This is a genomic window from Xanthomonas sp. WHRI 8393, from assembly GCF_040203315.1.
GTDB classification, from domain to species: Bacteria; Pseudomonadota; Gammaproteobacteria; order Xanthomonadales; family Xanthomonadaceae; genus Xanthomonas; species Xanthomonas arboricola.
The window spans coordinates 113,688-137,475 of record NZ_JBEGGL010000008.1 but is presented as its reverse complement, the minus strand read 5'-3'; the positions used below and the strand labels follow the sequence as shown (position 1 = coordinate 137,475).

Below are 23,788 nucleotides of genomic sequence, written 5' to 3'. Positions count from 1 at the left end.
ACGTTGGCGCGAGCTAGGGCGTCCCCGGGAAAGCTTCGTCGCGCCCGGGTGCGCTCCTACGGATCAGGGTTTGTTGTCAGCACATCGCCGGTCAAGGCGATCAGGCGGCGAACACATCCGGGCGCGACGGTGCCGTGGGCTGCGCGGTTGCGCCTGCGTGGGTGAACATCTGCTTCCAGGCGGCGTACACCGAGCCGGCGAATACCGGCATCAATACCGCCATCAGCAGCAGCTGGGCCAGCCACATCGCCACGGTCTGGCCGGCCACCAGGCCGACGATCAGCGCCACGATCATCACCGCGAAATAGATGGCGAAGATGGCGATGAAGGCCAGCACGAAGAACACCAGCATCGCCGGCAGGTTGTGCAGGCTGGCGCGCAGGCTCTCGCGCAGCGCATGGCCGCCGGTGCTGCGGTCGAACATCACCTGCGGCGGCATCACGAACAGCGCCAGCGTCATCGCCGCGAAGGTGGCGATGGTCAGCAGCAGCCACAGCAGGATGCGGCCGGCCGGCAGGCTGGCGGCCAGCTGCTCGATCTGCACCGGGTCCGGCTGCGCGCCGGACTGGCTGATCTGGTTGATCTTGATCATCACCTCGGACAACTGCTGCAGCCCGCTGGCGCCGATCATCACCAGCAGCAGCACGCCCAGCAACAGGCCGGCGATCAGCTGCGGCAGCAGCGACACCAGCAGATGCGGCGCGCGGCCGTCCTGCAGGCCGTGCAGCAGATGCGACGGCTTGGCGATGCGGCCTTCGTCGACCTCGCGGATCGCCCACAGCAGGCCGCCCATGAACAGCGGGCCGGCCAGCACCAGCAGGAACTGCAGGGCCGGGCCCAGCAGCGGTACCAGCACCGACAGCGACACCACCAGGGTGGCCGCCACGCTCCAGATCACCCCCAGCGAGCCAAGCGCCAGCGGCGCCCGCTTCAACAGCGAGAAACCGGTCAACAGCCATTCTGCGCCGGCAGACGCCGGCACCTTGCGGATTTCGCTCATTCCCATTCCGGATCGATACGCACCGGACCATCCGGCGTGACGCGATTATCGCTGCTTTTGCGTGTGTGCGGCGGGATGAGTGGTCACTGTTTGCAGGCCGCGTGCGTGATGCACGAACCGGCGCAGCAGCTTGCGGGCGATCGGCGCGGCGGTGACCTCGCGGGCGACCGTGCGGGCGCAGTGCCCGTGGCGGGCAATGCACTCGGCGCGCGCCTGCACATAGCCGCGCATGTGGTGGGTGGCGAACTCGGGGTGGAACTGCACGCCCCAGGTGGCCTGCCCCCAGCGGAAGGCATGGCAACGGTCCTGCCGCGAATGCGCCAGCACGATGGCGCCGTCCGGGGCGCGCACCACGGTTTGCATGTGGGTGGCGTGCGCCGGGAAATGTGCCGGCAGGCCGGCAAACAGCGGGTCCTGCTCGGCCGGTGGGTGCAATTCCAGCGCGATGGTGCCGGACTCGCGCCCGGCCGGGTTGTAGTCGACTTCGCCACCCAGCGCGTGCGCCAGCAGCTGGTGCCCGTAGCAGATGCCGAGCAGTGGCATGCCCTGGTGGGCGGCATCGCGCAGCCAGGCAGCACTGCGTTCGCTCCAGTCGGCGCGGTCGGTGACGTAGGCGGCCGAGCCGCTGACGATGGTGCCGGCAAAGCCGTCGCGGTCGGGCAGGCGGCCGCCATTGGCGACATCGACGGCGACGGTCTCATGCTCGGCCAGCCCGGCCGCGACGCGGATCCAGTGCCGAAAACGGCCGTATCGCTTCATCTCCGGCACGGGATGCCCGGTTTCGATGATCAGGAACGGCAAGGCGGACATGCGGACGGAAATCCAGCAGCGACTGATGTGCCCGATTGTAGGCAGCTCCAGGCGGTTTTTTTCAAGTGGCGTGCCAACGCATGCAGCTAAGGTTATTCCGGATGGCTATGTGCTGATGGCTGGGGGGCGGGGCGCTGGTGACTTGCGCTGTGTGGATGTAAGAGCAGTGATGGCTGAGATGGTTTGTGCCACGTCGGTTGCCGACTCGGTTGCCGCGGTGATCGTGCGCCGCCGATCTGGTTGTACTCGGTCGTGCCGTGTACCTGGTCAATGGCGAGGCCGAGCCCCTGCCAATGGCGCAATGTGCGTGCCGACGTACCCTCATCCGTCCTTCGGGCAGCTTCTCCCGGTGGGAGAAGGGAGCAATGGTGGGAGAGGCGCCTCTCCCGCCGGGGCGAGAGGGCACGGCTTGCGCGGCACTGGCGCGCAAGCCTCGGAGCGCCCGCGTCGCAAACGCGGGCCGGGGCGCGGAGTAAGGATTGGGGTGAGGGGCGCCTGTGCCGATAATCGTGCAAGTCCCAGGCGATCCGCCTAGTCCCGCGGCGGCAACACCGACAACACCTCTTCCACCGTGGTCAGCCCGGCGGCGACCTTCTCCAGGCCGGTGCGCCGCAGCGTGCGCAGGCCCTCGCCACGTGCAGCGTGGCTGAAGCTGGCCAGGTCGGTGTCGGCGCGGATCAGGCTGCGCAGGCGCGGGCTCACCGGCAGCAACTCGTACAGGCCGACACGGCCCAGGTAACCGGTGCGGCGGCATTCCAGGCAGCCGACCGGCGCGTGTACGTTCAGCACCTCCGGCAGTGCTTCGCCCGGCTCGCGGATCGCCGCCCACTCGTCGTCGCTGAGCGTATGCGGGCGCTTGCAGTGCACGCACAGGGTGCGCACCAGCCGCTGCGCCAGCACGCCGTTGAGCGTGGACGCCACCAGGTAATGCGGCACGCCCAGATCCAGCAGGCGGGTGATCGCCGAGGCGGCGTCGTTGGTGTGCAGCGTGGACAGCACCAGATGCCCGGTGAGCGAAGCCTGCACCGCCATCTGCGCGGTCTCCAGGTCGCGGATCTCGCCGATCATGATGATGTCCGGGTCCTGGCGCAGCAGCGTGCGCACGCCGCTGGCGAAATCCAGGTCGATGTTCTGCTGTACCTGCATCTGGTTGAACTCGGGCGCGATCATTTCGATCGGGTCTTCCACGCTGCATACGTTCACGTCCGGCGTGGCCAGGCGCTTGAGCGTGGAATACAGCGTGGTGGTCTTGCCCGAGCCGGTCGGGCCGGTGACCAGCACGATGCCGTGCGGGCGCTCGACCAGCGCGCTCCAGCCGGCGGCCTCTTCCGGGCTGAAGCCGAGCTGCTCGATGCTCTTGAACGCCGAATCCGGGTCGAAGATGCGCATCACGCACTTCTCGCCGAACGCGGTGGGCATCGTGGACAGGCGCATTTCCACCTCGCGCCCGCCCGGCGAACGCGTCTTGATGCGGCCGTCCTGCGGGCGGCGGCGTTCGGCCAGGTCCATGCGGCCGAGCACCTTGATGCGGCTGACCACCGCGGTCATCACCGACGGTGGTACTTCCAGCACCTTGTGCAGCACCCCGTCGATGCGGAAGCGCATGCGCCCTGCCTCGCGACGCGGCTCCAGATGGATGTCGCTGGCCCGCTGTTCGTACGCGTACTGCAGCAGCCAGTCGACGATATGCACGATGTGGTGGTCGTCGGCATTGACGTCGCCGGCGCGGCCCAGTTCCACCAGCTGCTCGAAACTGGGCAGGCCGGCACCCGGTTCGGCGCTGCGCACATCGCCGCGCGCGCCGCGCACCGACTGGGTCACGCCGAAGAACTCCATCGTGTAGCGATGCAGGTCCAGCGGGTTGATCAGTGCCAGCTCGATGCGACGCCGGCTCAGATGCTGCACGTCGGCCAGCCATTCCAGCGCCAGCGGCTCGCTGGTGGCGATCAGCACGCGCTCGGCATCCAGCGCCAGCGGCAGGATGCGGTGGCGGCGCGCATACGCATGCGAGACCACACCGGTGACCGCGGCCACATCGATGCGGGTGGGATCGATGCGCAGATAGCGCAGGCCGGTGCGGGTGGCCAGCCATTCGGTCAGCCGTTCCAGCCCGAGTTCGCCGGCCGGCGGCTGCGCGGCATGCAGCTTGAGATTGGCCAGCAGCACCAGCGGATGCACCTCGCTGGCATTGCGTACGCCGGCGGCGGAGAACTGCACGCGCTCGTGTTCGTGCGGCACCACCATGCCATCGGCGAGCAACGCGGCAGCCACCGGGTCGAACATCAACCGGCCGCGCGGCAGGATCGCCGCTGCGCTGTCTGGATCGGCCGTACGCCGCTGTTCCATGTTCGATGTTCCCCTGCGGCGGTGCTCCGCGGCAAAGCGCTGCGGGTCGGCCGGTATACTAGCGCACCCCTTCCGCACGGCCTTTGCTGCATGTCCGATTCCCGGCGCGTTCCAATCACTTTCCAGGGCCTGATCCAGACCCTCAACCAGTACTGGGCCGAGCAAGGCTGTGTGCTGATCCAGCCGCTGGACCTGGAAGTGGGCGCAGGCACGTTCCATCCGGCCACCTTCCTGCGCGCACTGGGACCGGAGCCGTGGAATGCGGCCTACGTGCAGCCCTCGCGCCGCCCCACCGACGGCCGCTACGGCGAAAACCCCAACCGCCTGCAGCGCTACTACCAGTACCAGGTGGCGATGAAGCCCAACCCGGACAACATCCAGGACCTGTACTTGGGGTCGCTCAAGGCCCTGGGCATCGATCCGCTGGTGCACGACCTGCGCTTTGTCGAGGACAACTGGGAATCGCCGACGCTCGGTGCTTGGGGCCTGGGCTGGGAAGTCTGGCTCAACGGCATGGAAGTCACCCAGTTCACCTACTTCCAGCAGGCCGGCGGACTGGAGTGCAAGCCGGTGCTGGGCGAGATCACCTACGGGCTGGAACGGCTGTGCATGTACCTGCAGAGCTGCGACAACGTCTACGACCTGGTGTGGACCTACGGCCCGGACGGCACGCCGGTGAGCTACGGCGATGTCTATCACCAGAACGAGGTGGAGCAGAGCGCCTACAACTTCGAGCATGCCAACGTGGCCGAGCTGTTCCATCGCTTCGACGCCTGCGAAGCCGAAGCCAGGCACCTGGTCGAGGTCGGCCTGCCGCTGCCGGCCTACGAACAGGTCACCAAGGCCAGCCATGCGTTCAACCTGCTGGATGCGCGTCGCGCGATCAGCGTGACCGAACGCCAGCGCTACATCCTGCGCGTGCGCGCGCTGGCGCAGGGCGTGGCGCAGGCGTATTACGCACAACGCGAGAAGCTGGGCTTTCCCGGAGTAAAGAAGTAACCAAAGCCCCTCTCCCCCGGGAGAAGGGTTGGGGTGAGGGGACGGAGGCGCAGTCCTCCTGCACCCAGACTCCACAGAGCTTCGCCGGTCCCCTCATCCGCCTCTTCGAGGCACCTTCTCCCGGTGGGAGAAGTGACCAGCAGACCCCTCTCCCCCTGGGAGAGGGTTGGGGTGAGGGGACGGGGCGCAGCCCTCCTGCACCCAAACTCCACAGAGCTTCGCCCGTACCCTCATCCGCCCCTTCGGGGCACCTTCTCCCGACCGGAGAAGGGAACACGTAAAGGTCCACGTCTTATGAGCGAACAACTTCCCCTGCTGATCGAACTGGGCACCGAAGAGCTGCCGGTCAAGGCGCTGCCGGGTCTGGCGCAGGCTTTCTTCGATGGCGTGCTGCACGGTCTGGAAAAGCGCGGCGTCGCGGTCACCCGGGGCGATGCCAAGCCGCTGTCCACACCACGCCGCCTGGCGGTGCTGCTGCCGGGCGTGGCCACCGAGCAGCCCGAGCAGCGCTCCGAAGTGCTGGGCCCGTATCTCAACATCGCGCTGGATGCCGAGGGCAAGCCGACCAAGGCGCTGGCCGGTTTCGCCGCCAAGGCCGGGATCGACTGGACCGCGCTGGAGCGCACCAGCGACGCCAAGGGCGAGCGCTTCGTGCACCGCGCGGTGACGCCGGGCGCGCGCACCGCCGACCTGCTGCCCGACATCCTGCGCGAAGCGATCGCCGCGATGCCGATCCCCAAGCCGATGCGCTGGGGCGCGCACGAATACGCCTTCGCACGGCCGGTGCAGTGGCTGGTGCTGCTGTTCGGCGACAGCGTGGTTCCGGCCGAGCTGCTGGGCGTGCGTGGCGATCGCCTCAGCCGCGGGCACCGCTTCATGCATCAGGGCGAGGTATCGCTGGCGGCACCGGGCGACTACATCGAGGCCTTGCGCGCGGCGCATGTGCTGGTGGATGCGGATGCACGCCGTGCGCGCATCGTCGAAGAGGTCGAAGCCGCCGCCAGGCAGGCCGGCGGCAGCGCACGCATCAGCGACGACAACCTGGAGCAGGTGGTCAACCTGGTCGAATGGCCGTCGGCGGTGCTGTGCAGTTTCGAGCGCGACTTCCTGGCGGTGCCGCAGGAAGCGCTGATCGAAACCATGGAGATCAACCAGAAATTCTTCCCGGTACTGGACGACGGCGGCAAGTTGACCGAGCAGTTCATCGGCATCGCCAATATCGTCTCCAAGGACGTGGCCGAAGTCGCCAAGGGCTACGAGCGGGTGATCCGTCCGCGCTTTGCCGATGCCAAGTTCTTCTTCGACGAAGACCTCAAGCAGGGCCTGGAGGCGATGGGCGCGGGTCTGGCCAGCGTGACCTACCAGGCCAAGCTGGGTACGGTGGCCGACAAGGTGGCGCGTGTGGCGGCGCTGGCCGAAGCGATTGCGCCGCAGGTGGGCGCCGATCCGGCGCAGGCGCGTCGCGCTGCGCAGCTGGCCAAGAACGACCTGCAATCGCGCATGGTCAACGAATTCCCGGAGCTGCAGGGCATTGCAGGGCGTCATTACGCCAAGGCCGCCGGTGAGCCGAGCGAGATTTCGCTGGCCATCGACGAGGCCTACCAGCCGCGGTTTGCCGGCGACGACATCGCACTGTCGCCGCTGGGCAAGGTGCTGGCGATTGCCGAACGGCTGGATACCTTGGCCGGTGGCTTTGCGGCCGGTTTGAAGCCGACCGGCAACAAGGACCCGTTCGCGCTGCGGCGCAATGCCCTGGGGCTGGCGCGGACGGTGATTGAGAGTGGGTTTGATCTGGATTTGCGCGAGTTGTTAACGAGAGCCTTGAGTTCGGCGTACAACGCGTTGATCAATAGCTCGCCTTTCGAGACTAAAGCCATCAAGTCGCACCTCGGCGATAGCGGTATCACGACAGAAGAACTCCCCGAAGAAAATTCAAAAATCCAAGCCCGTCGATTCACAATCCCTGATCTTGCGCCAAAAAGCGCTGAGCTCTTCGACTTCATCCTCGACCGCCTACGCGGCTACTACGCAGACAAGGGCGTTCCTGCCACGCACTTCAACGCGGTCGCCGCATTGTTCTCGGTCGCGCCCGAGGGCGCTCCTACAGGGCTCGTAGGAGCGCACCTGGGCGCGACCCACGGCTCCCTCTACGACTTCGACCGCCGCATCGATGCGATCGGCATCTTCGCCACGCTGCCCGAAGCCGAAGCCCTGGCCGCAGCCAACAAGCGCATCCGCAACATCCTGCGCAAGGTCGAGGGCGAGATCCCCGGCGATATCGACACCAGCCTGCTGCGCGAACCGGCCGAAGAAGCCCTGGCCGAAGCGGTGGAAGCGGCCATCGGCGATACCGGCGATGCGCTGCACCGGCACGACTACGTCGCCGTGCTCGCACGCCTGGCGCGGTTGCGCCCACAGGTGGACGCGTTCTTTGACGGGGTGATGGTCAACGCCGAAGACGCGCAATTGCGCGCCAATCGTCTGGCCCTGCTGAAGAAGCTCGGCGACCGCCTCGGCAGCGTCGCCGCCATCGAGCATCTGTCCAGCTGATGGCTGCGTCCGCCGGCGCGGTGCACTGGCAGACCGCGCAGGCCGCGTTGGCACGCCGCGACCTGGCTGTGGCGGCGTCTGCGTTGCAGGCGCTGCTGGAGGTGGAGCCGGCGCATGTGGCGGCCCGCGTGCTGCTGGCCGGCACCGTGCTGGCCAACGGCAGGATGCGCGAGGCGGTTGTGCAGCTGCGGCTGGCCGCAGGCGATCTGGGCGACGACGTGGCGATGCGTTGCCGGGTGGCGCAGGCCTTGCTGCGTGTCGGCGAGCATCGCGCACTGCATGCCTTGCTGCGTCACCCGTCGGTGATGCGGTGCCAGGACGGCGCGACCTTGGCCCTGCTCGCGCACGTGCATCAATCCCTGGGCGAACATGTCGACGCACTGGCGATGATGCAGCGGGCGCAGGCCTGCGGATTCGATGGACCGGATTTCCGGTTTTTTCTAGCGGTGCAGTTGCAGTTCAATGGTCGCCTCGATGAAGCGGCGCAGGCGCTGGAGCATGCGCTGGCGCATACGCCCGGCTATGGCCGCGCGGCGTTGACGCGTGCGCGCTTGCGCCGGCAGAGCGCCAGCAGCAACCATGTGGAACAACTGCGTCAACAGTTGCAGCTCGCCAAGCCCGACAGCGAAGATCGCGCCGGGCTGGCGTTCGCGCTGTACAAGGAGCTGGAAGACCTCGGCCAGACCGGGGCCGCCTGGGACGCGCTACAGCACGGCAACGCGGTGATGCATGCACGCCTGCGTCATGACGCCGAGGCCGAGGCGGCGTTGTACGCGCAGCTGGGTGCGTTGGCCGATCAGGGCCTGTTCGCCGCGCAGCAAGCCCCCGTCGCACACGGCCCGCAACCGATCTTCGTGCTTGGTTTGCCGCGCTCGGGCACCACGGTGCTGGAGCGGATGCTGGGCAACCATTCCCAGATCGTGTCGGCTGGCGAGTTGAACGACTTCGGCCATCAACTGCGCTGGGGCGCCGACCAGGCCGGTCGCAGCCTGCTGGATGCGCGCCTGCTGCAGGCCTTGCCGACGCTGGACTACGCGCAGATCGGCGCGCGTTACCTGGAACAGACGCAATGGCGGGCCGGAACGGCACGCTGGTACATCGACAAGTTACCGGCCAATGCAGTGGCGATCGGCGCGATTGCCCGTGCCTTGCCGGGGGCATTGATCGTGCATCTGGTACGCGAGCCGATGGCGGTGTGCTTCTCCAATTACCGCGCGCTGTTCGGCGACTCCTACGCCTACAGCTACGACCTGCACACGCTGGCGCGCCACTATCAGGCGTATCACGCCCTGATGGCGCAGTGGCGCGCGGCATTGCCGGGCCGGGTGATCGATGTGGATTATGCGCAGATGGTGCGCGATCCATCCGCGGTATTGCAGCAGTTGATGGCGCGCTGCGGGTTGCAGATCGAGCCCGGGCAGATCGATATCACCCGCAATGCGGCCGCGTCGGCCACGCTGAGCAGCGTGCAGGTGCGCGAAGGCGTGCATGGGCGCAACGTTGAAGAATGGCGGCGCTACGCCGCGCAGCTGGAGCCGCTGCGGCAGGCCTTGTTGCATGCCGGCCTGATCCAGACCGACGCACGCTGACAACGGCCAGCGAAACGACGCGGAGACGCCGCCGCGATGTATGCGCTATGCCCGCAATCGAAAACGCCTGCGTGTCGCCAGCCTCGTCGTGTCTGGCCACTCCAAGTTCGCCCACTCGCAGCAGCGGCGATCCCCAAGCGCTCGACCCAAAAACGCTTGTCTCAAAACGCCAACGGCAGCCCCATGGCTGCCGTTGGCAAATACCGCCCTGGCTGACTCAGTGCGCGCCGAAACGCCAGTTGAGCTCCAGCATGTAGGAGCGTCCGTAACCGGTGTAGTTGAAGATGTTGTAGTACGGATAGCTGCTGTAGGTGCGATCGCGCGGCGGCCGGGTGTCGGCCAGGTTGTTGACCGTGGCGGTCAGCGAGATGTCGTCGTTGACCGCATAGTCCAGCGTGGCATTGAGCGTGGTCCACGCACCGACCTTGCGTGCGCCTTCCACCGCATAGCCATCGGTGCTTTGCTGTGCGGTGAAGTTGGGCGTACGTCCGTAACGCTGGCCGAACAAGGTGGTCGTCCACGCATCCTTCTGCCAGGTGATCGAGGCATTGGTGATGCTGCGGAACTCGGAGGAGAAGAACGGCTCGCTCAGCAGGTCGCGCACCGGGTCTTGCGGGAACTGCTGACTTTCATGCTTGAGCGTGAGGTTGTATTGCGCGTCGAACACGAACAGGCCCCAGGAGTCGGTAGCCAGGTTGTAGGTCGCCTTGGTCAGCACGCCGGAGATTTCCTCGTTGGAAATATTGACCGGGTTGATGCGGATGTTGCTCAGGCGATTGGGTACCGGCGCATCGGCGGCCGTGCGATCGATGCGCGACAGCGCGTCGACGCAGGTCGGCGAGTTGATATCCAGGGCGCCGAGCCGGCAGGCCGATTCGTTCTGCAGCAGGGCATCGGTGCTCAGGTCGCTGACCTTGTCATCGATCTTGATGTTGTAGTAATCGGCGTTGACGCTGAAGCTTGCGCTCGGCGACCACACCACGCCGGCACCCCAGGACTTTGCGGTGATCGACTTCAGATCCGCATTGCCGGACCGACGGCCCTGGATGCTGGTGCCGCCATAGGTGCAGTCGGCGATCGGCACGTTGGGTTCTTCGAGTGCGCAACGGTAGTAATCGTTGACGCCCTGGAAGAAGCCGCTGTCGCCAGCGAAGGAAAACGCCATGTCCGGTGCCTTGAACGCGGTGGCGTAATTGCCGCGGAACAGCAGCGAATCGATCGGACGGAATTCCAGCGCGGCCTTGTAAGTGAACTTGGAATCGCCGCCGCCGCCCTGGTTCTTGTAGTCGTCGTAGCGGCCCGACAGATTGGCGGTCAAGGTGCTCAGGATCGGCACCCGCATTTCGAAGGCCGCCGCCCAGTTCTCGCGCTTGCCGCTGCCCTGGGTGCCGGTCAGCTGGTAGAAGTCGCCAGCGATCACGCGTTGGTCGGTCGGGTTGGTCCAGTACTGATTACCGGCCTGCACCACACCGGCGACGCCGACCGCACCGGCCGGCAGGTTGAACAACTCGGTGTTGGTCAGCTGCAGGTTGACGTTCTGGGTCCAGGTCCGGGACTTGGTGCGGATTTCGTCGTTGAAGCTGCGGTACTGCGCCGGCGTCAAGGCGCGATAGAAGTTGGCATCGTTGGGTGAATAGATCGGGTAGCCGTAGTACTCGCCCTGCGGAGCGCCAAGGAACTGTTCGCGGAAGAAATCTTCGATGCGGTCGGCCAGCGGCCACTGCTGACGGCTTTCGATGCGATATTCCGAGCGTGCGTAGTAGGCATCGTAGGTCCAGTTGCTGGCACCCAGGCCGCCTTTCAGGCCAAGCGCGATGTTGTAGGAGTCGGCAGTCTGGCGGTCGTTGTTGAAGTTTTGATTGCCGGTTTCCTCCGGCGCAAAGATGCGTTGATAGCTTTCGAGCTGCTGGCTGTCCTGATTGTAGAAAAAACCTCCGGTATCGGAGGAGGTCTGCCAGAAGCGGGGGCCGCTATTGACCTCGACCTTGGTGCGATTGAGCAGCAGGGTCGAGTACAGCTCGACGTTATCGTTGAAGGCATAGCTCAGGTTGGCATAGCCGCTGGCGCTGCGTTCCTTGTTGAGGATGCTGGCGTAGCCCGGCTCGGTGCGGCTGCTGCAGAAGTTGCCGCGGTTGGCGCGGTTGTCGTACTGCACCGAGCCATTGAACAGCGGTCCCAATGCAGCGCAATTTTCGGCGCCCGGATCGAGATAGGTGGTGGGCAGGTTATGCAAGGCAATGCGTGAGCCGTAACGCAGGGTCGGGTCAGGATTGTCGCTGGTGGAATCGAAATCGCGGCGCTGGTAGCCGTAGATCGGACCCTGATTGTTGAGCTGCAGGCCCCACACGATGTTGGCGCCACCGATTTCGTTGCCACCGGTGAGCTGGAAGCGCTGGTTGTTGCCGCCACCCCCGTCGTAGGTGCCCATGCGGTAATTCATCTGCACGCCGTCCATGCGCTTCTTCAGGATGATGTTGACCACGCCGGCAATGGCGCTGGAGCCGTAGATCGAGGACTGGTTGCCCGGCGCCACGTCGATGCGTTCGACCATGCCCACCGGCACGCTGGCCAGGTCGACGAAATTGCTCTGGCCGTTGTAGAGCAGTGGGTAATCGGCCATCGGCCGGCCGTCGATCAGCACCAGGGTGAAGCCGGGGTCCAGGCCGAGCAGGCTCAGCGATTTGGCGCCGGCAGTGAAGCCGCCACTGAACTGACCGTCCTGGACCGAGCCGGTGGCCATCGGTTGCGAGCGCAGCACGTCGTAGACGTCCTTGAAGCCGCGGCGCTGGATGTCCTGAGCGGTGATCGAAAACACCGGGGTCGCGGTTTCGACCTGGGACCGGGGAATCAACGACCCTGTCACCGTGACCTTGTCCAGTTGAGTCACTTCACCTGAATCCTGTGCCATCGCAAGCGATGGCATGGTCAGGGCGGTGCACACGGCGGTGACCAGCAAATGACGTTTCATGAAACGCACCTCTCTCTCCAAAGGTATGAACGGGCGCGCGGCAATCGGGGGGGCCGCACGCAATGGGTGTCAACGAAACGTTAACAACGTACCGACTGTACCGAGTTCTATCCGATGCCGTATAGGCGTGTTTCTTCAGTTTTTTTGTCCCTTCACGCCCAGGCTGGGTATCCTTTGCCGATGCTTAAAGCCGCGTTTGCTCTCTCCCTGTTGTGCACCCTGTTCGTTCCGCTGCAAGCGGTTGCCCGGGCGACCATCGACAAGATCGAAATCAAGGGCTTGGACGACGACGCCGACGCCGAGATGATCGAGAACATCGAGGTCTCCCTGTCTCTGTATGAGGCCGTCGGCAAGGAGCAGGGCGAGTCGCGGCTGGAGTACCTGCTGGCGCAGGCCGAACGGCAGACGCGCGAGGCGCTGGAACCGTTCGGCTATTACTCGCCGACCATCGAGCTGGCTGCGCCGCGCACCGGCGACAAGGTGACCGTGGTGATCACCGTGGAGCGCGGCGAACCGGTACGCGTGCGGCAGTCGCATATCTCCATCACCGGGTGGGCCGAGCAGGACCGTTACCTGGGCCAGGATCTCAAGCAGTTCGAACCGCGCGAAGGCCAGGTCTTCAGCCATCCGCAATACGAAGCGAGCAAGGTGCGCATCACCCGCCGGCTGGCCGAGCGCGGTTACTTCGATGCCGACTTCACCCAGCGCCGCGTCGCGGTGACGCGCGCAGAGCACGCCGCCGATATCGATCTGAACTGGGACAGCGGCCGCCGCTACGACATGGGCAAGGTGCGCTTCGACTACGACTACTTCCGCCCCGGCCTGTTCGAGCCGCTGGTGTATTGGGACGAGGGCAGCTACTACCACGAAGGCAAGCTGGATCGCCTGCGCGAGTCGCTGACCAAGCTGGATTACTTCAGCACCATCGACATCCAGCCCAAGCCCGAAGAAGCCGACGACCAGGGCCGGGTGCCGGTGGATGTGAAGCTCACCCGCGCCAAGCGCACCGTCTACACCTCCGGCTTGAGCTACGGCAGCGAGAGCGGCGCCGGTGTGCGTGGCGGCGTGGAGCGGCGCTACGTCAATTCGCGCGGCCACAAGATGGACACGCAGCTGGATTACGCGCAGAACCGCAAGAGCCTGACCACCAGCTACCGCGTGCCGGCGTTCCGCTGGCTGGATGGCTGGTACACCGCCTCGGCACGGCTCTACGACGAGCAGACCGAGTACATCGACCTGCGCAACGTCAAACTCACCGGCAGCCGCAGCGGCCAGATCAACGAGCGCTGGAGTGCGATCGCCTCGATCAATGCCTTGCGCGAGCGCTGGCGGTTCAGCAGCGGCAGCGATTTCACCGATGCGGTCTACGAGACCTCTACGCTGATCTATCCGCAGTTGCAGGTCAATTACGTCAATGTCGACGACCGCCTGTTCCCGCGCAGTGGCGTGTCCGGGCAGGCGTTCATCCGCGGCGGTGCAGAAGGCGCCGGCTCGGATACCAATTTCGGCCAGCTCTACGGCCAGCTGCGCTGGTTCCTGGGAGCCGGCGACAACGGCCGGGTGATCCTGCGCGGCGAAGGCGGCACCACCTGGACCAGTGATCTGGTGGCGATGCCGCCGAGCCTGCGCTTCTTTGCCGGCGGCGCCAACAGCATCCGCGGCTATGCCTTCCGCGAAGTGGGCCCGCGCACGCCCAAGCCGGACGAATTCGCGCTCGGTGCCAAGAACGTGGTCACCGCCAGTGCCGAATACGAGCATTACCTCAAGGGCGGCCCCTGGGGCGGCGCGGTGTTCGTCGATAGCGGCAGCGCCTTCGACGACACGCCCGACTGGCACACCGGTATCGGCTTCGGCCTGCGCTGGCGCTCGCCGGTGGGCCCGGTGCGCGTGGACATCGCGCATGGCCTGAACGACCCCGACTCGCAGTTCCAGCTCTATATCGATATCGGGGCCAACCTGTGAGTACGCCGACCCCTGCGCCACCCCCCGCACCGCGCCGCGCGCGTTTCTACCGCCGCCGCCGGTTCTGGGTGGGCTCGGGGCTGACCGTGCTGGGCCTGGTGTTGCTGGCGCTGATCGCGGTGTACTGGCTGCTGCAGACCGTGGCCGGGCGCGACGTGTTGCTGGCGCAGGTGACCGCGCGCCTGCCGGTCGGTGCCACCTTTACCTATGGCAAGGTCGAAGGCCCGGTGGCCGGCCCGCTGACCTTGCGCGATGTCGATTTCCGCTATCAGGACATCCACTTCACCGCCGAGCGTGTGTACCTGGAACCGGACCTGCGCCCGTTGCTTGGGCGCAAGCTGCAACTGGATGCGGTGCAGGTCAGCAATGCCAGCCTGAATCTGGGCAAGAGCGAGGAGCCGTTCACGCTGCCGAGCTGGCCCGAATCGCTGCCGCAGATCAACGTGCCGCTGGCGATCCAGGCCGACAAGATTGACGTGGAGAACCTGCGCATCACCCAGCTGCAGCAGCCGATGATCGTCCTGCACAGGGTGCAGGGCGGGCTGGAAGTGGCCACCGGCGAATTGCGCACGCGCAATCTGGTGGTCGATACCGACATGGGCGACTTCCGCCTGCACGGCGACTACGTGCCCAACGACGATTACCGCGCCGACCTGACCGCCACCGCGGTGCTGCCGGCCGCACGTGGGCGCACCCCGGCCAGCCTGGGGCTGGTCGCACGCGGCGATCTGGACAAGATGGAAGTGGCCATCGCCGGCCGCGCGCCGGCACCGCTGCAGGCCAGCCTGGTGTTCACCGGGCGTGACGATCCGACCTGGGCCTTCAAGGCCGTCACCGACGCGCTGGATACCTCGCTGCTGACGCCGGCCACCAATGGGGAGTACGCCGCCCCGGCCACACCGATCGCGCTGAACCTGCAGGCCTCCGGCAAGGGCGGCAACGCCGACCTGCAAGGCAGCGTCAAGCAGGGCGAGCTGAGCGCCACCTTGCAGCCCTCGCACATCAGCCTGCTGGACCAGGTCATCACCGTCGAACCGTTGGTGATCGATGCCTTCGAAGGCCGCGCGCAGTTGCGTGGGACTGCCGATTTCCGCGACACGCAGAATCCGAGTTTCCGTTTTGCGGTCAACGCCAGTGGCCTGCGCTTCACCCCGACGCCGGACCCGGCCACCCCCGATGCGCCGGTGGTGCCGGTGGAGTTGGTCGATGCGCGGCTGGGCGTGGCCGGTAACCTGAAGGCGTGGGCGGCGATCGGCCGCGCCAAGCTGGAGCGCGACGGGCAGCAGGCCGCGCTGGTGTTCGACAGCCGCGGCAACGATCAACGTGCGCAACTCAAGCAGGTGCAGGCCAAGACCCCGGGCGGCTCGCTGGATCTCACCGGCGAGGTGGGCTGGACCCCGGAGCTGCAGTGGGATGTCAGCGCCCAGCTGGCCAAGTTCGATCCGGGCTACTTCGCGCCGGGCTGGAACGGCAATCTCTCCGGCAAGGTCGCCTCCAAGGGCCGTCAGTTGCCGGCACCGGCCGGTGGCGTGTCGCCGGGCTTCGAGGCCACGGCCGATATCCCGAGCCTGACCGGCCAGCTGCGTCAACGCGCGCTGTCGGCCAACGGCAAGTTCGCCTTGCGTGGTGAACAGGGCGAGGGCCAATTGCAGCTGTCGCTGGGCAATAGCCGCATCACTGCCAAGGGCAAGGTCGGCGACCAGCTGGATATCGCCGCGCAATTGCAGCCGCTGCAGCTGGACGATGTCTTGCCCGGCGCCACCGGCACGATGCGCGGGCAGCTGCAGGTCAGCGGCCGTCGCGACGCGCCCGACATCACTGCCGACCTGGTCGGCAACGGCTTGCGCTGGAACGACTACAGCGCGCAAAGCATCAGCTTGCGCGGGCGTTTGCCGTGGCGCGGCAGCGACGGGCAGCTGGCCTTGCAGGGCACCGCGATCGAAGCCGGCGTGGTGCTGGACAGCGTGCGCGTGCAGGCACGCGGTGCGGTGGAAGCGCTGCGCCTGGATGCCGATATCGCCAACAGCATGGCCAACGTCGCGCTGCAGGGCGATGTCCGTCGCAATGGCGAGCGCTGGCAGGGCCAGGTCGCCACGCTGCGGATCGCACCGGCCAAGGGCGATGCCTGGGCGCTGCGCCAGCCGGCGCAGTTCAGCACCGATGGCGCCGCGTTTACCCTGTCCGACACCTGCCTGGGCGCAGCCACCGGCGGCGCGCTGTGCGCCAGCGCCAACTGGCCGCGCGAGGGCATGGTGGTGCACGGCGATGCACTGCCGCTGTCGCTGGTGCAACCGTGGTTACCCAAGCAGGAAGGGCGGCAGATCTATCTGCGTGGCGATTTGTCGCTGGACGGCAGCTTCAAGCCGCGCGGCAATGCCTGGGAAGGCTCGTTCCGCATCGCCTCGCCCGAAGGCGGCATTCGCCTGGGCGAAACCCGCTACGCGGCGGTGGCCGGCAACCCCAATCGCGGCGAGTTGCTGCGCTACGACCAGTTCAGCGTGCAGGCCGATTTCACCCCGCAGCAGATCCAGGCCAAGCTGGGTATCGGCTTCCAGGGCGCCGGCTTTGTCGATGCCAAGTTCAACACCGGCTGGGATGCGTACGCGCCGCTCAACGGCGAGCTGTATCTCAACATGTCGCGGCTGTACTGGCTGGAGCTGGTGGTGGCCGATGTGGTGCGGCCCAAGGGTCTGGTCGAAGGCCATGTGAGCCTGCGCGGCACCCGCGACAAGCCGCTGCTGGGCGGCGATGCCACCCTGAGCGATTTCACTGCCGAATATCCGTCGATGGGTTTGACCCTGAGCGAGGGCAAGGGCCGCTTCGACGCGCTACCGGATGGCTCGGCCAAGATCACTGCTTCTGCCAAGTCGGGGCAGGGCACGCTCAACATCGATGGCGGGCTGTCGTGGTTCGGCACCAGCACGCCGTTGCTGCTGAATATCCGCGGCGAAAACGTGCTGGCCTACAACACCAGCGAGTTGCGCATCATCGCCAACCCGGACATGCAGTTCGGCATCACCGACAACACCATGCAACTGCGTGGCAAGGTCACCGTGCCCGAAGCCGACATCGACCTGGAACGCCTGGATCGCGGCACCTCGGTATCCGAGGACGTAGTGGTGCTGGACCCGGTGGATCCGGAAGAAGCGCCCGCTTCGCCGCTGGATATGGACTTGGCCATCGTGCTTGGCGACAAGGTCAACATGAGCGGCTTCGGCCTGAAGGGCGGGCTGAGCGGGCAGATGCAGATCCGCGCCCGCCCGGGCCGCGAGATGACTGCCAACGGCGGGCTGGACGTGCGCGGCCGCTACAAGGCCTACGGCCAGGACCTGACCATCAGCCGTGGCCAGCTGACCTGGAACAACAACATCGTCTCCGACCCACGCGTGAGCCTGCGCGCCGAACGCAAGGTCGGCGATGTCACCGCCGGCATCGACGTCAGCGGCCGTGCCGAATCGCCGCGCGCCGATGTGTGGTCGGAACCGGCGATGTCGCAATCCGAAGCATTGTCGTACCTGGTACTCGGCCGTGGCCTGTCCACCGCCAGCAGCGACGAAACCCAGCAGGTCAGCGCTGCCTCGGCCGCCCTGTCGGCCGGCAGCAGCCTGATCGCCTCGCAGATCGGCGCCAAGCTCGGCCTGGACGAAGCGGGAGTGAGCGAATCCAGCACCGTCGGCTCGGTGGTGGGCTTCGGCAAGTACCTCTCGCCAAAACTCTACGTCGGCTACGGCGTCTCGATGGTCGGCAGCGGCTCGGTGCTGACGCTGAAATACCTGCTCAGCCGCGGCTTCGACATCGAAGCCGAATCCAGCACGGTGGAGACCAAGGGCTCGGTGAACTGGCGGCGGGAAAAATAACCCGCCGCTTGTTCTTCATCACATATTGACAAAGCTGACTTGGCTGTTCATTCTGCCGGGGTTGCTAGCTCTGCTTGTCGTGCAGAGGTACCAGGGGAACGTAACTACTAATTAGCCTGCGCACATGCGTGGCGCTATTTGTGGCCGTTGATATCGTTTTATAGCTGATAGCAAGGGAAGCTAAGGTGCATCTCGGTAAAAGGTCGTGCTTGCAGTACTTGCTGGCGCTGATGGCGTCATTGGCTGGTGCGACCATGGCCGCCGAGGCCACTGGCCCCGGAAAAACCACTTACGTAGAGAATGGCTGGTATGGCGAGGGCATCGCTCTACTTCACTCCACTGCGTCGATCACAGGTTGCAGCGCTGGTCCAAACGACTTCGTTATTGATCGCAACCATGCGGCATACCAAGAGCTGCTTGCCATGGCTCTGACGGCGTATACGCGTGATCTTGATGTGCAGCTGATTGTAGAAAAAGGCGACTGTGGATTTGGTGGGCGCACTAAAATAATAGCGATACGGTCGAGTAAATAGAAGTTGCTGCCTTTGACTACTGTTTAAAAAACTAGTGATCTCATGCTTGCCGCTCAAGCGATGATCATGCGGGTATGTGATCTGACATCAATTCTTTACAATTCAGGTGGATAAGTGAGAAAGAGTCTCTATCCTATTGTTCTGTTTGGTCTGGCAATAGCTTGTGGTAAGGCGGATGCACTTCAGTACATTTCAGGTCAAGTGACATCCATTGAAGCGAGTTATATGCCTTCGCAAATTCCCTTTGTATTGAATTCAGGAAATGCCGCTTGTCCTGCAGGAAAGCCAGTGTATTGGGCAAATCCAAGTATAGATAACAACAAAGCTATTTATGCTGCACTGGTAACTTCGCTGACCACAGGGAAGAAAATAACTTTCATCATTGACGATGACGACAAATTGTGCAAAGGAAAGTTCTTATACCTTGAGAACTGAGCGACCAAGTACGTCATGACACAATTCAAGCTGTGCTGAATTCACGCAATGAGGCGGGGGGCTCCATTGATATTAGCGCTAGAATTCTCGAATTTAATAATAACAATGGAAGTGTGCCACTTTTTCAAGAAGTGCATTGCTCGTGTTATCGGATTACCTAAGAATCAGAGGGTTTCTATGTTGGGTCTAAGATCAAAAAGCATTGCTGCACTGCTGATGGCTATGTCGGCAGCGCCGTTGTGGGCACAAATAGTTACTCCTGAGTCCGAGTTCGATAAGCGTGTACGTAGCTCTCAGTCAGTTCAGCCACTTGGCGATAAGCCGTTTGGTGAGCTCATCGACCTCTACACGGGCGCAGTCTCATTTAGGCAGGTAGACATAGTTCAAGAGGGACAAGGTCTTCCCATCGAGCTTTCCAGAACGTTAGAAATTAACGATCGCAGTTTTTTCACAACTGATTCGCGTGCTTTTACCGACTGGCGCCTGGAAGTGCCGCGAATCGAAACAATAATTGCCGAAAGATTCAACCTAAAATGCGTGAACATTTCGGGCGCGCCAACTATTGTTTTGAACAGTAGTGCCTCGTCCAGTCCGATCTTTTATCCCCCTGAACAGTGGTGGGGAGGCTATCAGCTAGTCATACCTGGAAGCGGCCGCCAAGATTTATTGAAGCGCGATGTATCTAACGGCTTGGCACCGCAAGCTATGAATGTAGACGGCGCTGTAGTCGATTTTCCGATTCTGACAAAAAGTCAATGGATGATCGGTTGCCTGCAGAAAACCTCTAATGGTTTGGCTGGAGGCGATGGATTCTTTGTGGTCTCTCCAGAGGGTACAAAATACTGGATGGATTGGGCAGTTACTAAGCGATACGACAGCGTAGGCTTTGCTCAGCCAAACTTTGGTGGTGTTGCACGTAGTGTAGCGATGCGACTCGTATCCAAGATAGAGGACAGGTTCGGAAACTCGCTTAACTATCAATACAATGCTGACGGGAATTTGACGAGAATAATCGCGAGTGACGGGCGAGTTCTCTCTATAAACTACGAACCATGGTCCCAGCAGTGGGCATCCGGCACAACTGAATCTGGTAACCGCATCACGTCGGCTGTGCTGCAAACTTCAGATAGCGCACCTAGAACGTGGTCGTATCAGTATGGCGTACTTGCAGACACGCGTACACATCTAGTTGGGCTAACACAGCCCGATGGCTCGTCATGGGCATTTGACCTCGGAGGATTTAGTCGAGCGGGGGAATATTCGGCTATTACTTATCCAACTGACAACGGATGCTCTTTTGTCACCAAGCCAAGCACAGCTACCGCCACAGGAACCATACGCCACCCTTCGGGGCTAACAGGCGTCTTTACAGTGGGCTCGACAATCAGAGGTCGTTCTTACGTCCCTTATCTATGTGATAATTCGTTCAATCGTAGAACGCTCGTTCATCCCAATGTCTATGGCGCGCGGACACTTGCAAAGAAAGAATTTTATGGCCCGGGAGTTGCGTCTCGGGTATGGTCCTATGCGTACTCGCCTCCAAACAATAGCTGGAGTAAGGATTGCAATGCCGGTTGCGCTTCTACAGTCTGGACCGACGTTATAGATCCTATGGGGAGCGCAACGCGCTATACCTATAGCAACAGATTTGACGTGAGCGAAAGTCAATTGCTGAAATCCGAGCAGTTCTCAGGAGCTGTCGGTACGAACCTGGTTAAAACTCAGCAAAATTCATATGCCTCCGCTACGAATGGACCGTGGCCGGCTCGTTACGGAGCAACTTTTGCAAATAACTTAAATTTGGATCAAATGACACGTGTCTCCCCACTCAGCTCAAGAGTGATAGGTCAGGACGGCACGGCATATACATATTCGGTGCGCGGTTACGACGGTTTTGCAAGGCCGACCACGGTTGCGAGGTATACCCCGTGGCACGGTCGAACTGATGTCACGGCATATTATGACAACACTCAGAAATGGATACTTGGCCAAGAAGCAAGCTCTACGAATAGCGACACCGGTTTAGTAGAGCGGCAAATCTCTTATAATGGTAATGCCCAGCCAGTCTCCATCACAGCATTCGGAAAACTGAAGCAAACCATTGGCTATAACGGTGATGGAACGATTGCTTATATTACGGATGCTAATAACAATTCCACTACACTTGGTTCTTGGAAAAGGGGAGTGCCACAATCTATTCGCTTCATGGACGGAACCGCAATTTCCGCAAGCGTCAATGACAATGGTTGGATAACGTCGGTGACTGACCAGAATAGCTATACGACTAATTATAGCTATGACGCGATGGGGCGCCTGGCTACAATCACCTATCCTACGAACGATAGCTCGGCATGGAATACAACTGCGCAAGCCTTCGAGCAGGTAGGTGCTTCGGAATACGATATTGCGCCGGGTCATTGGCGCCAAACGGTAGTTACCGGAAACGCTCGAAAGATCACGTACTTCGATGCGATGCTGAAGCCGCTACTTACGCGGGAGTACGATGCAGCAAATGAGGCTGGGACGCAGCGGTTTCAGCGTTTTTCATATGATGCCGTAGGCCAGTTAATATTCTCTTCCTACCCGGGGAGTAATAGCTCGCTGAGCACGGGCTATCGAAATGGCTACGATGTTCTAGGGAGAATCACTTCATCATCCCAGGACTCTGAGCTTGGTCGACTAAATACAATCACTAGCTATCTTGCTGGCAATCAGACCAGTGTTGCTAATCCACGCGGCCAGGTCACTGTTACGGGCTATCAGGTCTTCGACCAGCCGGCTTATGAAAAGCCCGTTTGGATCCAGCATCCTGAAGGAACTTACACTGATATTGCGCGGGATCTGTTTGGCAAACCAACATCGATCACCCGACGCAACGCTAGCTCTTCTCAAGTGCTGACGCGTAGTTACTTCTACAACGCGAACCAAGAGCTCTGCCGTTCAGTGGAGCCTGAGACGGGCGCCACCTTGATGGGATACGACCCTGCCGGGAACATGAAATGGTCAGCTACCGGATTGCCGTCAGATACTGGGTGCGACCAGAATGGCTCAAACGGAACGATCGCTGCACGTCGAGTAGATCGAACCTATGATTCTCGCAACCGTTTAAGCGCCTTGCTTTTCCCCGATGGAAACGGAAATCAACGTTGGACATACTGGCCGGACGGCCTGGTCAAGCAGATCACGACGATCAACAGCGGCGTAGCCAACTACAACAGTTATACCTATAACAGACGTCGTCTTCTTGTTGGAGAGAGCCAAGGGCAGGCTGACGGAGAAACCTGGGCGATCAGCTCGATCTACAATGCAAACGGTCACCTCGCGATGCAACGTTATCCAACGGGTATGACTGTCGACTACGCGCCAAACGCGTTGGGTCAAGCGCTGCAGGCCGGGAGCTACGCGACAGGTGCTAGCTATTATCCAAACGGCGCGCTCCGACAGTTTACATATGGAAATGGCATTGTTCACAACATGCTGCAGAACGCACGACAGCTGCCCGACACTAGCGAAGATGCCTTTGGTGGCAATATCGTGTTAAGTGATGGCTATGACTATGACGCAAACGGTAATGTTGCAGCCATTACAGACGGGGCGACTGGCCGCAATCAGCGCGGCAACCGCACAATGACATATGACGGGCTGGATCGTTTGAGGTCTACCGTATCTCCAATGTTCGGCACCGCCGAGTATCGCTACGACGCACTGGATAATCTGACCTACGTTAAAGCACCTGGACGCGAGCATTTCTATTGCTACGATCCGTATTGGCATCTCACCAATATCAAGATTAACGAGTGCTCTGGAAGCACTGTTGTCGGTCTTGCGTACGATCTGCAGGGCAATCTCACCAATAAGAATGGGCAGGCGTACGTCTTCGACTTCGGGAATCGCTTGCGTGCTGCAACAAATAAGGAAAGCTATCGGTACGACGGCAACGGTAGGCGTACCCAGGCAACACAATCGAGCGGCAGCGTAGGGTCGATGTATGATCAAGCTGGAGTTTTGCGTTTCCAGAAGAATCAACGCCGTTCCAAAATGACAGAATATGTTTTGCTGGGCGGCAGCAACGTGGCGGAAGTCGAGTGGTCATTTGGACAAGTGCCAGCGATGAAGGACGCTCTAACCTGGACCGCAAGCCCAGGGAGTGTGCGCTATGTGGTTGAGGAAAGCATCGACGGGCTGACGTGGACTTCTGTTTACGAGGGCGATCAAACCACGTGGACCTCGTTGTCCCGTCCCTCCGGGACGTATTCGTATCGTGTGCTGGCCTGTACGCAGGACGGGGCATGCACCGCGTTATCAGGGGTCGCACACATTAAGCGTTCTGCGGCAGATATCGTTCCATTGCTCTATCAGCTTCTGCTGAATTGACTAGCGCAAACTTTGAGTTTAGAAAGCGCCAAAGCTCCAATGGGTGTATTTCAAATGCAGAAGCATTTATATAAATAAGAGCGATGATATGAATTTTTATTCGGTTGGGCTGCTGGCCGTGCTCATTTTTACGAAGTCTCAAGCGTCAGCGAACGAGTGGATTCGAGATGTGGAGGTAACTCAGCTAGGGGCATATCAAGGGGCAACACATCATTTTGTGTGGTTTGGATCCCTATCGCAGGAATGCAAAAGCAGTCCGACAATGTATTTCGACGACGCTAAGCCGGGGGGCAAGTCTTTGATCGCGATACTAATGTCCGCACTTGTAAATAAGCGAAAGGTAGATTACCAGGCTGCTGGTTGTG

General features: G+C 62.4%; 12 protein-coding genes. 8 read left to right on the top strand and 4 right to left on the bottom strand.

Annotation, left to right across the window (positions count from 1 at the left end):
• Window positions 1-100 precede the first annotated feature (100 nt).
• The 3 genes from ABQ137_RS19615 to ABQ137_RS19605 form a co-directional block, all read right to left on the bottom strand.
• Complete coding sequence (locus tag ABQ137_RS19615; RefSeq protein WP_016904253.1) at window positions 101-1,000, bottom strand: BPSS1780 family membrane protein; 900 nt, start codon at window positions 998-1,000, stop codon at window positions 101-103.
• A 45-nt stretch (window positions 1,001-1,045) separates the two neighbouring features.
• Complete coding sequence (locus ABQ137_RS19610; RefSeq protein WP_016904252.1) at window positions 1,046-1,810, bottom strand: glutamine amidotransferase; 765 nt, start codon at window positions 1,808-1,810, stop codon at window positions 1,046-1,048.
• A gap of 531 nt (window positions 1,811-2,341) precedes the next feature.
• The gene (locus tag ABQ137_RS19605; protein ID WP_016904251.1) at window positions 2,342-4,156 is read right to left on the bottom strand and encodes a GspE/PulE family protein; all 1,815 of its coding nucleotides are present in this window, start codon (window positions 4,154-4,156) and stop codon (window positions 2,342-2,344) included.
• 90 nt (window positions 4,157-4,246) lie between these two features.
• On the opposite strand from ABQ137_RS19605, the gene glyQ reads away from it, so the two are divergent.
• From glyQ to ABQ137_RS19590, 3 genes are all read left to right on the top strand, one after another.
• Window positions 4,247-5,155, top strand: coding sequence for a glycine--tRNA ligase subunit alpha (glyQ, locus tag ABQ137_RS19600; RefSeq protein ID WP_039513568.1), 909 nt, complete (start codon window positions 4,247-4,249; stop codon window positions 5,153-5,155).
• Window positions 5,156-5,449: 294 nt separating this feature from the next.
• Window positions 5,450-7,705 carry a glycine--tRNA ligase subunit beta gene (glyS, locus tag ABQ137_RS19595; protein ID WP_349783404.1) on the top strand — a complete coding sequence of 752 codons (2,256 nt, stop codon included), beginning with the start codon at window positions 5,450-5,452 and terminating at the stop codon, window positions 7,703-7,705.
• Window positions 7,705-9,294, top strand: coding sequence for a tetratricopeptide repeat-containing sulfotransferase family protein (locus ABQ137_RS19590; RefSeq protein ID WP_349783403.1), 1,590 nt, complete (start codon window positions 7,705-7,707; stop codon window positions 9,292-9,294). The genes glyS and ABQ137_RS19590 overlap by 1 nt, the downstream gene beginning before the upstream one ends.
• A 217-nt stretch (window positions 9,295-9,511) precedes the next feature.
• On the opposite strand, the gene ABQ137_RS19585 is transcribed toward ABQ137_RS19590, so the two are convergent.
• Entirely contained in the window at window positions 9,512-12,202 is a 2,691-nt protein-coding gene (locus ABQ137_RS19585; protein WP_349783408.1) for a TonB-dependent receptor domain-containing protein, read from the bottom strand.
• A gap of 240 nt (window positions 12,203-12,442) precedes the next feature.
• Between ABQ137_RS19585 and ABQ137_RS19580 the strand changes: the two genes are divergently transcribed.
• The 5 genes from ABQ137_RS19580 (at window position 12,443) to ABQ137_RS19560 (ending at window position 23,423) form a co-directional block, all read left to right on the top strand.
• Window positions 12,443-14,224 carry an autotransporter assembly complex protein TamA gene (locus ABQ137_RS19580; protein WP_016903873.1) on the top strand — a complete coding sequence of 594 codons (1,782 nt, stop codon included), beginning with the start codon at window positions 12,443-12,445 and terminating at the stop codon, window positions 14,222-14,224.
• Window positions 14,221-18,081, top strand: coding sequence for a translocation/assembly module TamB domain-containing protein (locus ABQ137_RS19575; RefSeq protein WP_349783402.1), 3,861 nt, complete (start codon window positions 14,221-14,223; stop codon window positions 18,079-18,081). Before ABQ137_RS19580 ends, ABQ137_RS19575 begins: the two co-directional genes overlap by 4 nt.
• A gap of 209 nt (window positions 18,082-18,290) precedes the next feature.
• Complete coding sequence (locus ABQ137_RS19570; protein ID WP_184519853.1) at window positions 18,291-18,614, top strand: hypothetical protein; 324 nt, start codon at window positions 18,291-18,293, stop codon at window positions 18,612-18,614.
• A 114-nt stretch (window positions 18,615-18,728) separates the two neighbouring features.
• Window positions 18,729-19,049, top strand: coding sequence for a hypothetical protein (locus tag ABQ137_RS19565; protein ID WP_102581237.1), 321 nt, complete (start codon window positions 18,729-18,731; stop codon window positions 19,047-19,049).
• 105 nt (window positions 19,050-19,154) lie between these two features.
• Window positions 19,155-23,423: an RHS repeat domain-containing protein gene (locus tag ABQ137_RS19560; protein WP_349783401.1), complete on the top strand. Its 4,269-nt coding sequence runs from the start codon at window positions 19,155-19,157 to the stop codon at window positions 23,421-23,423.
• Window positions 23,424-23,788 lie beyond the last annotated feature (365 nt).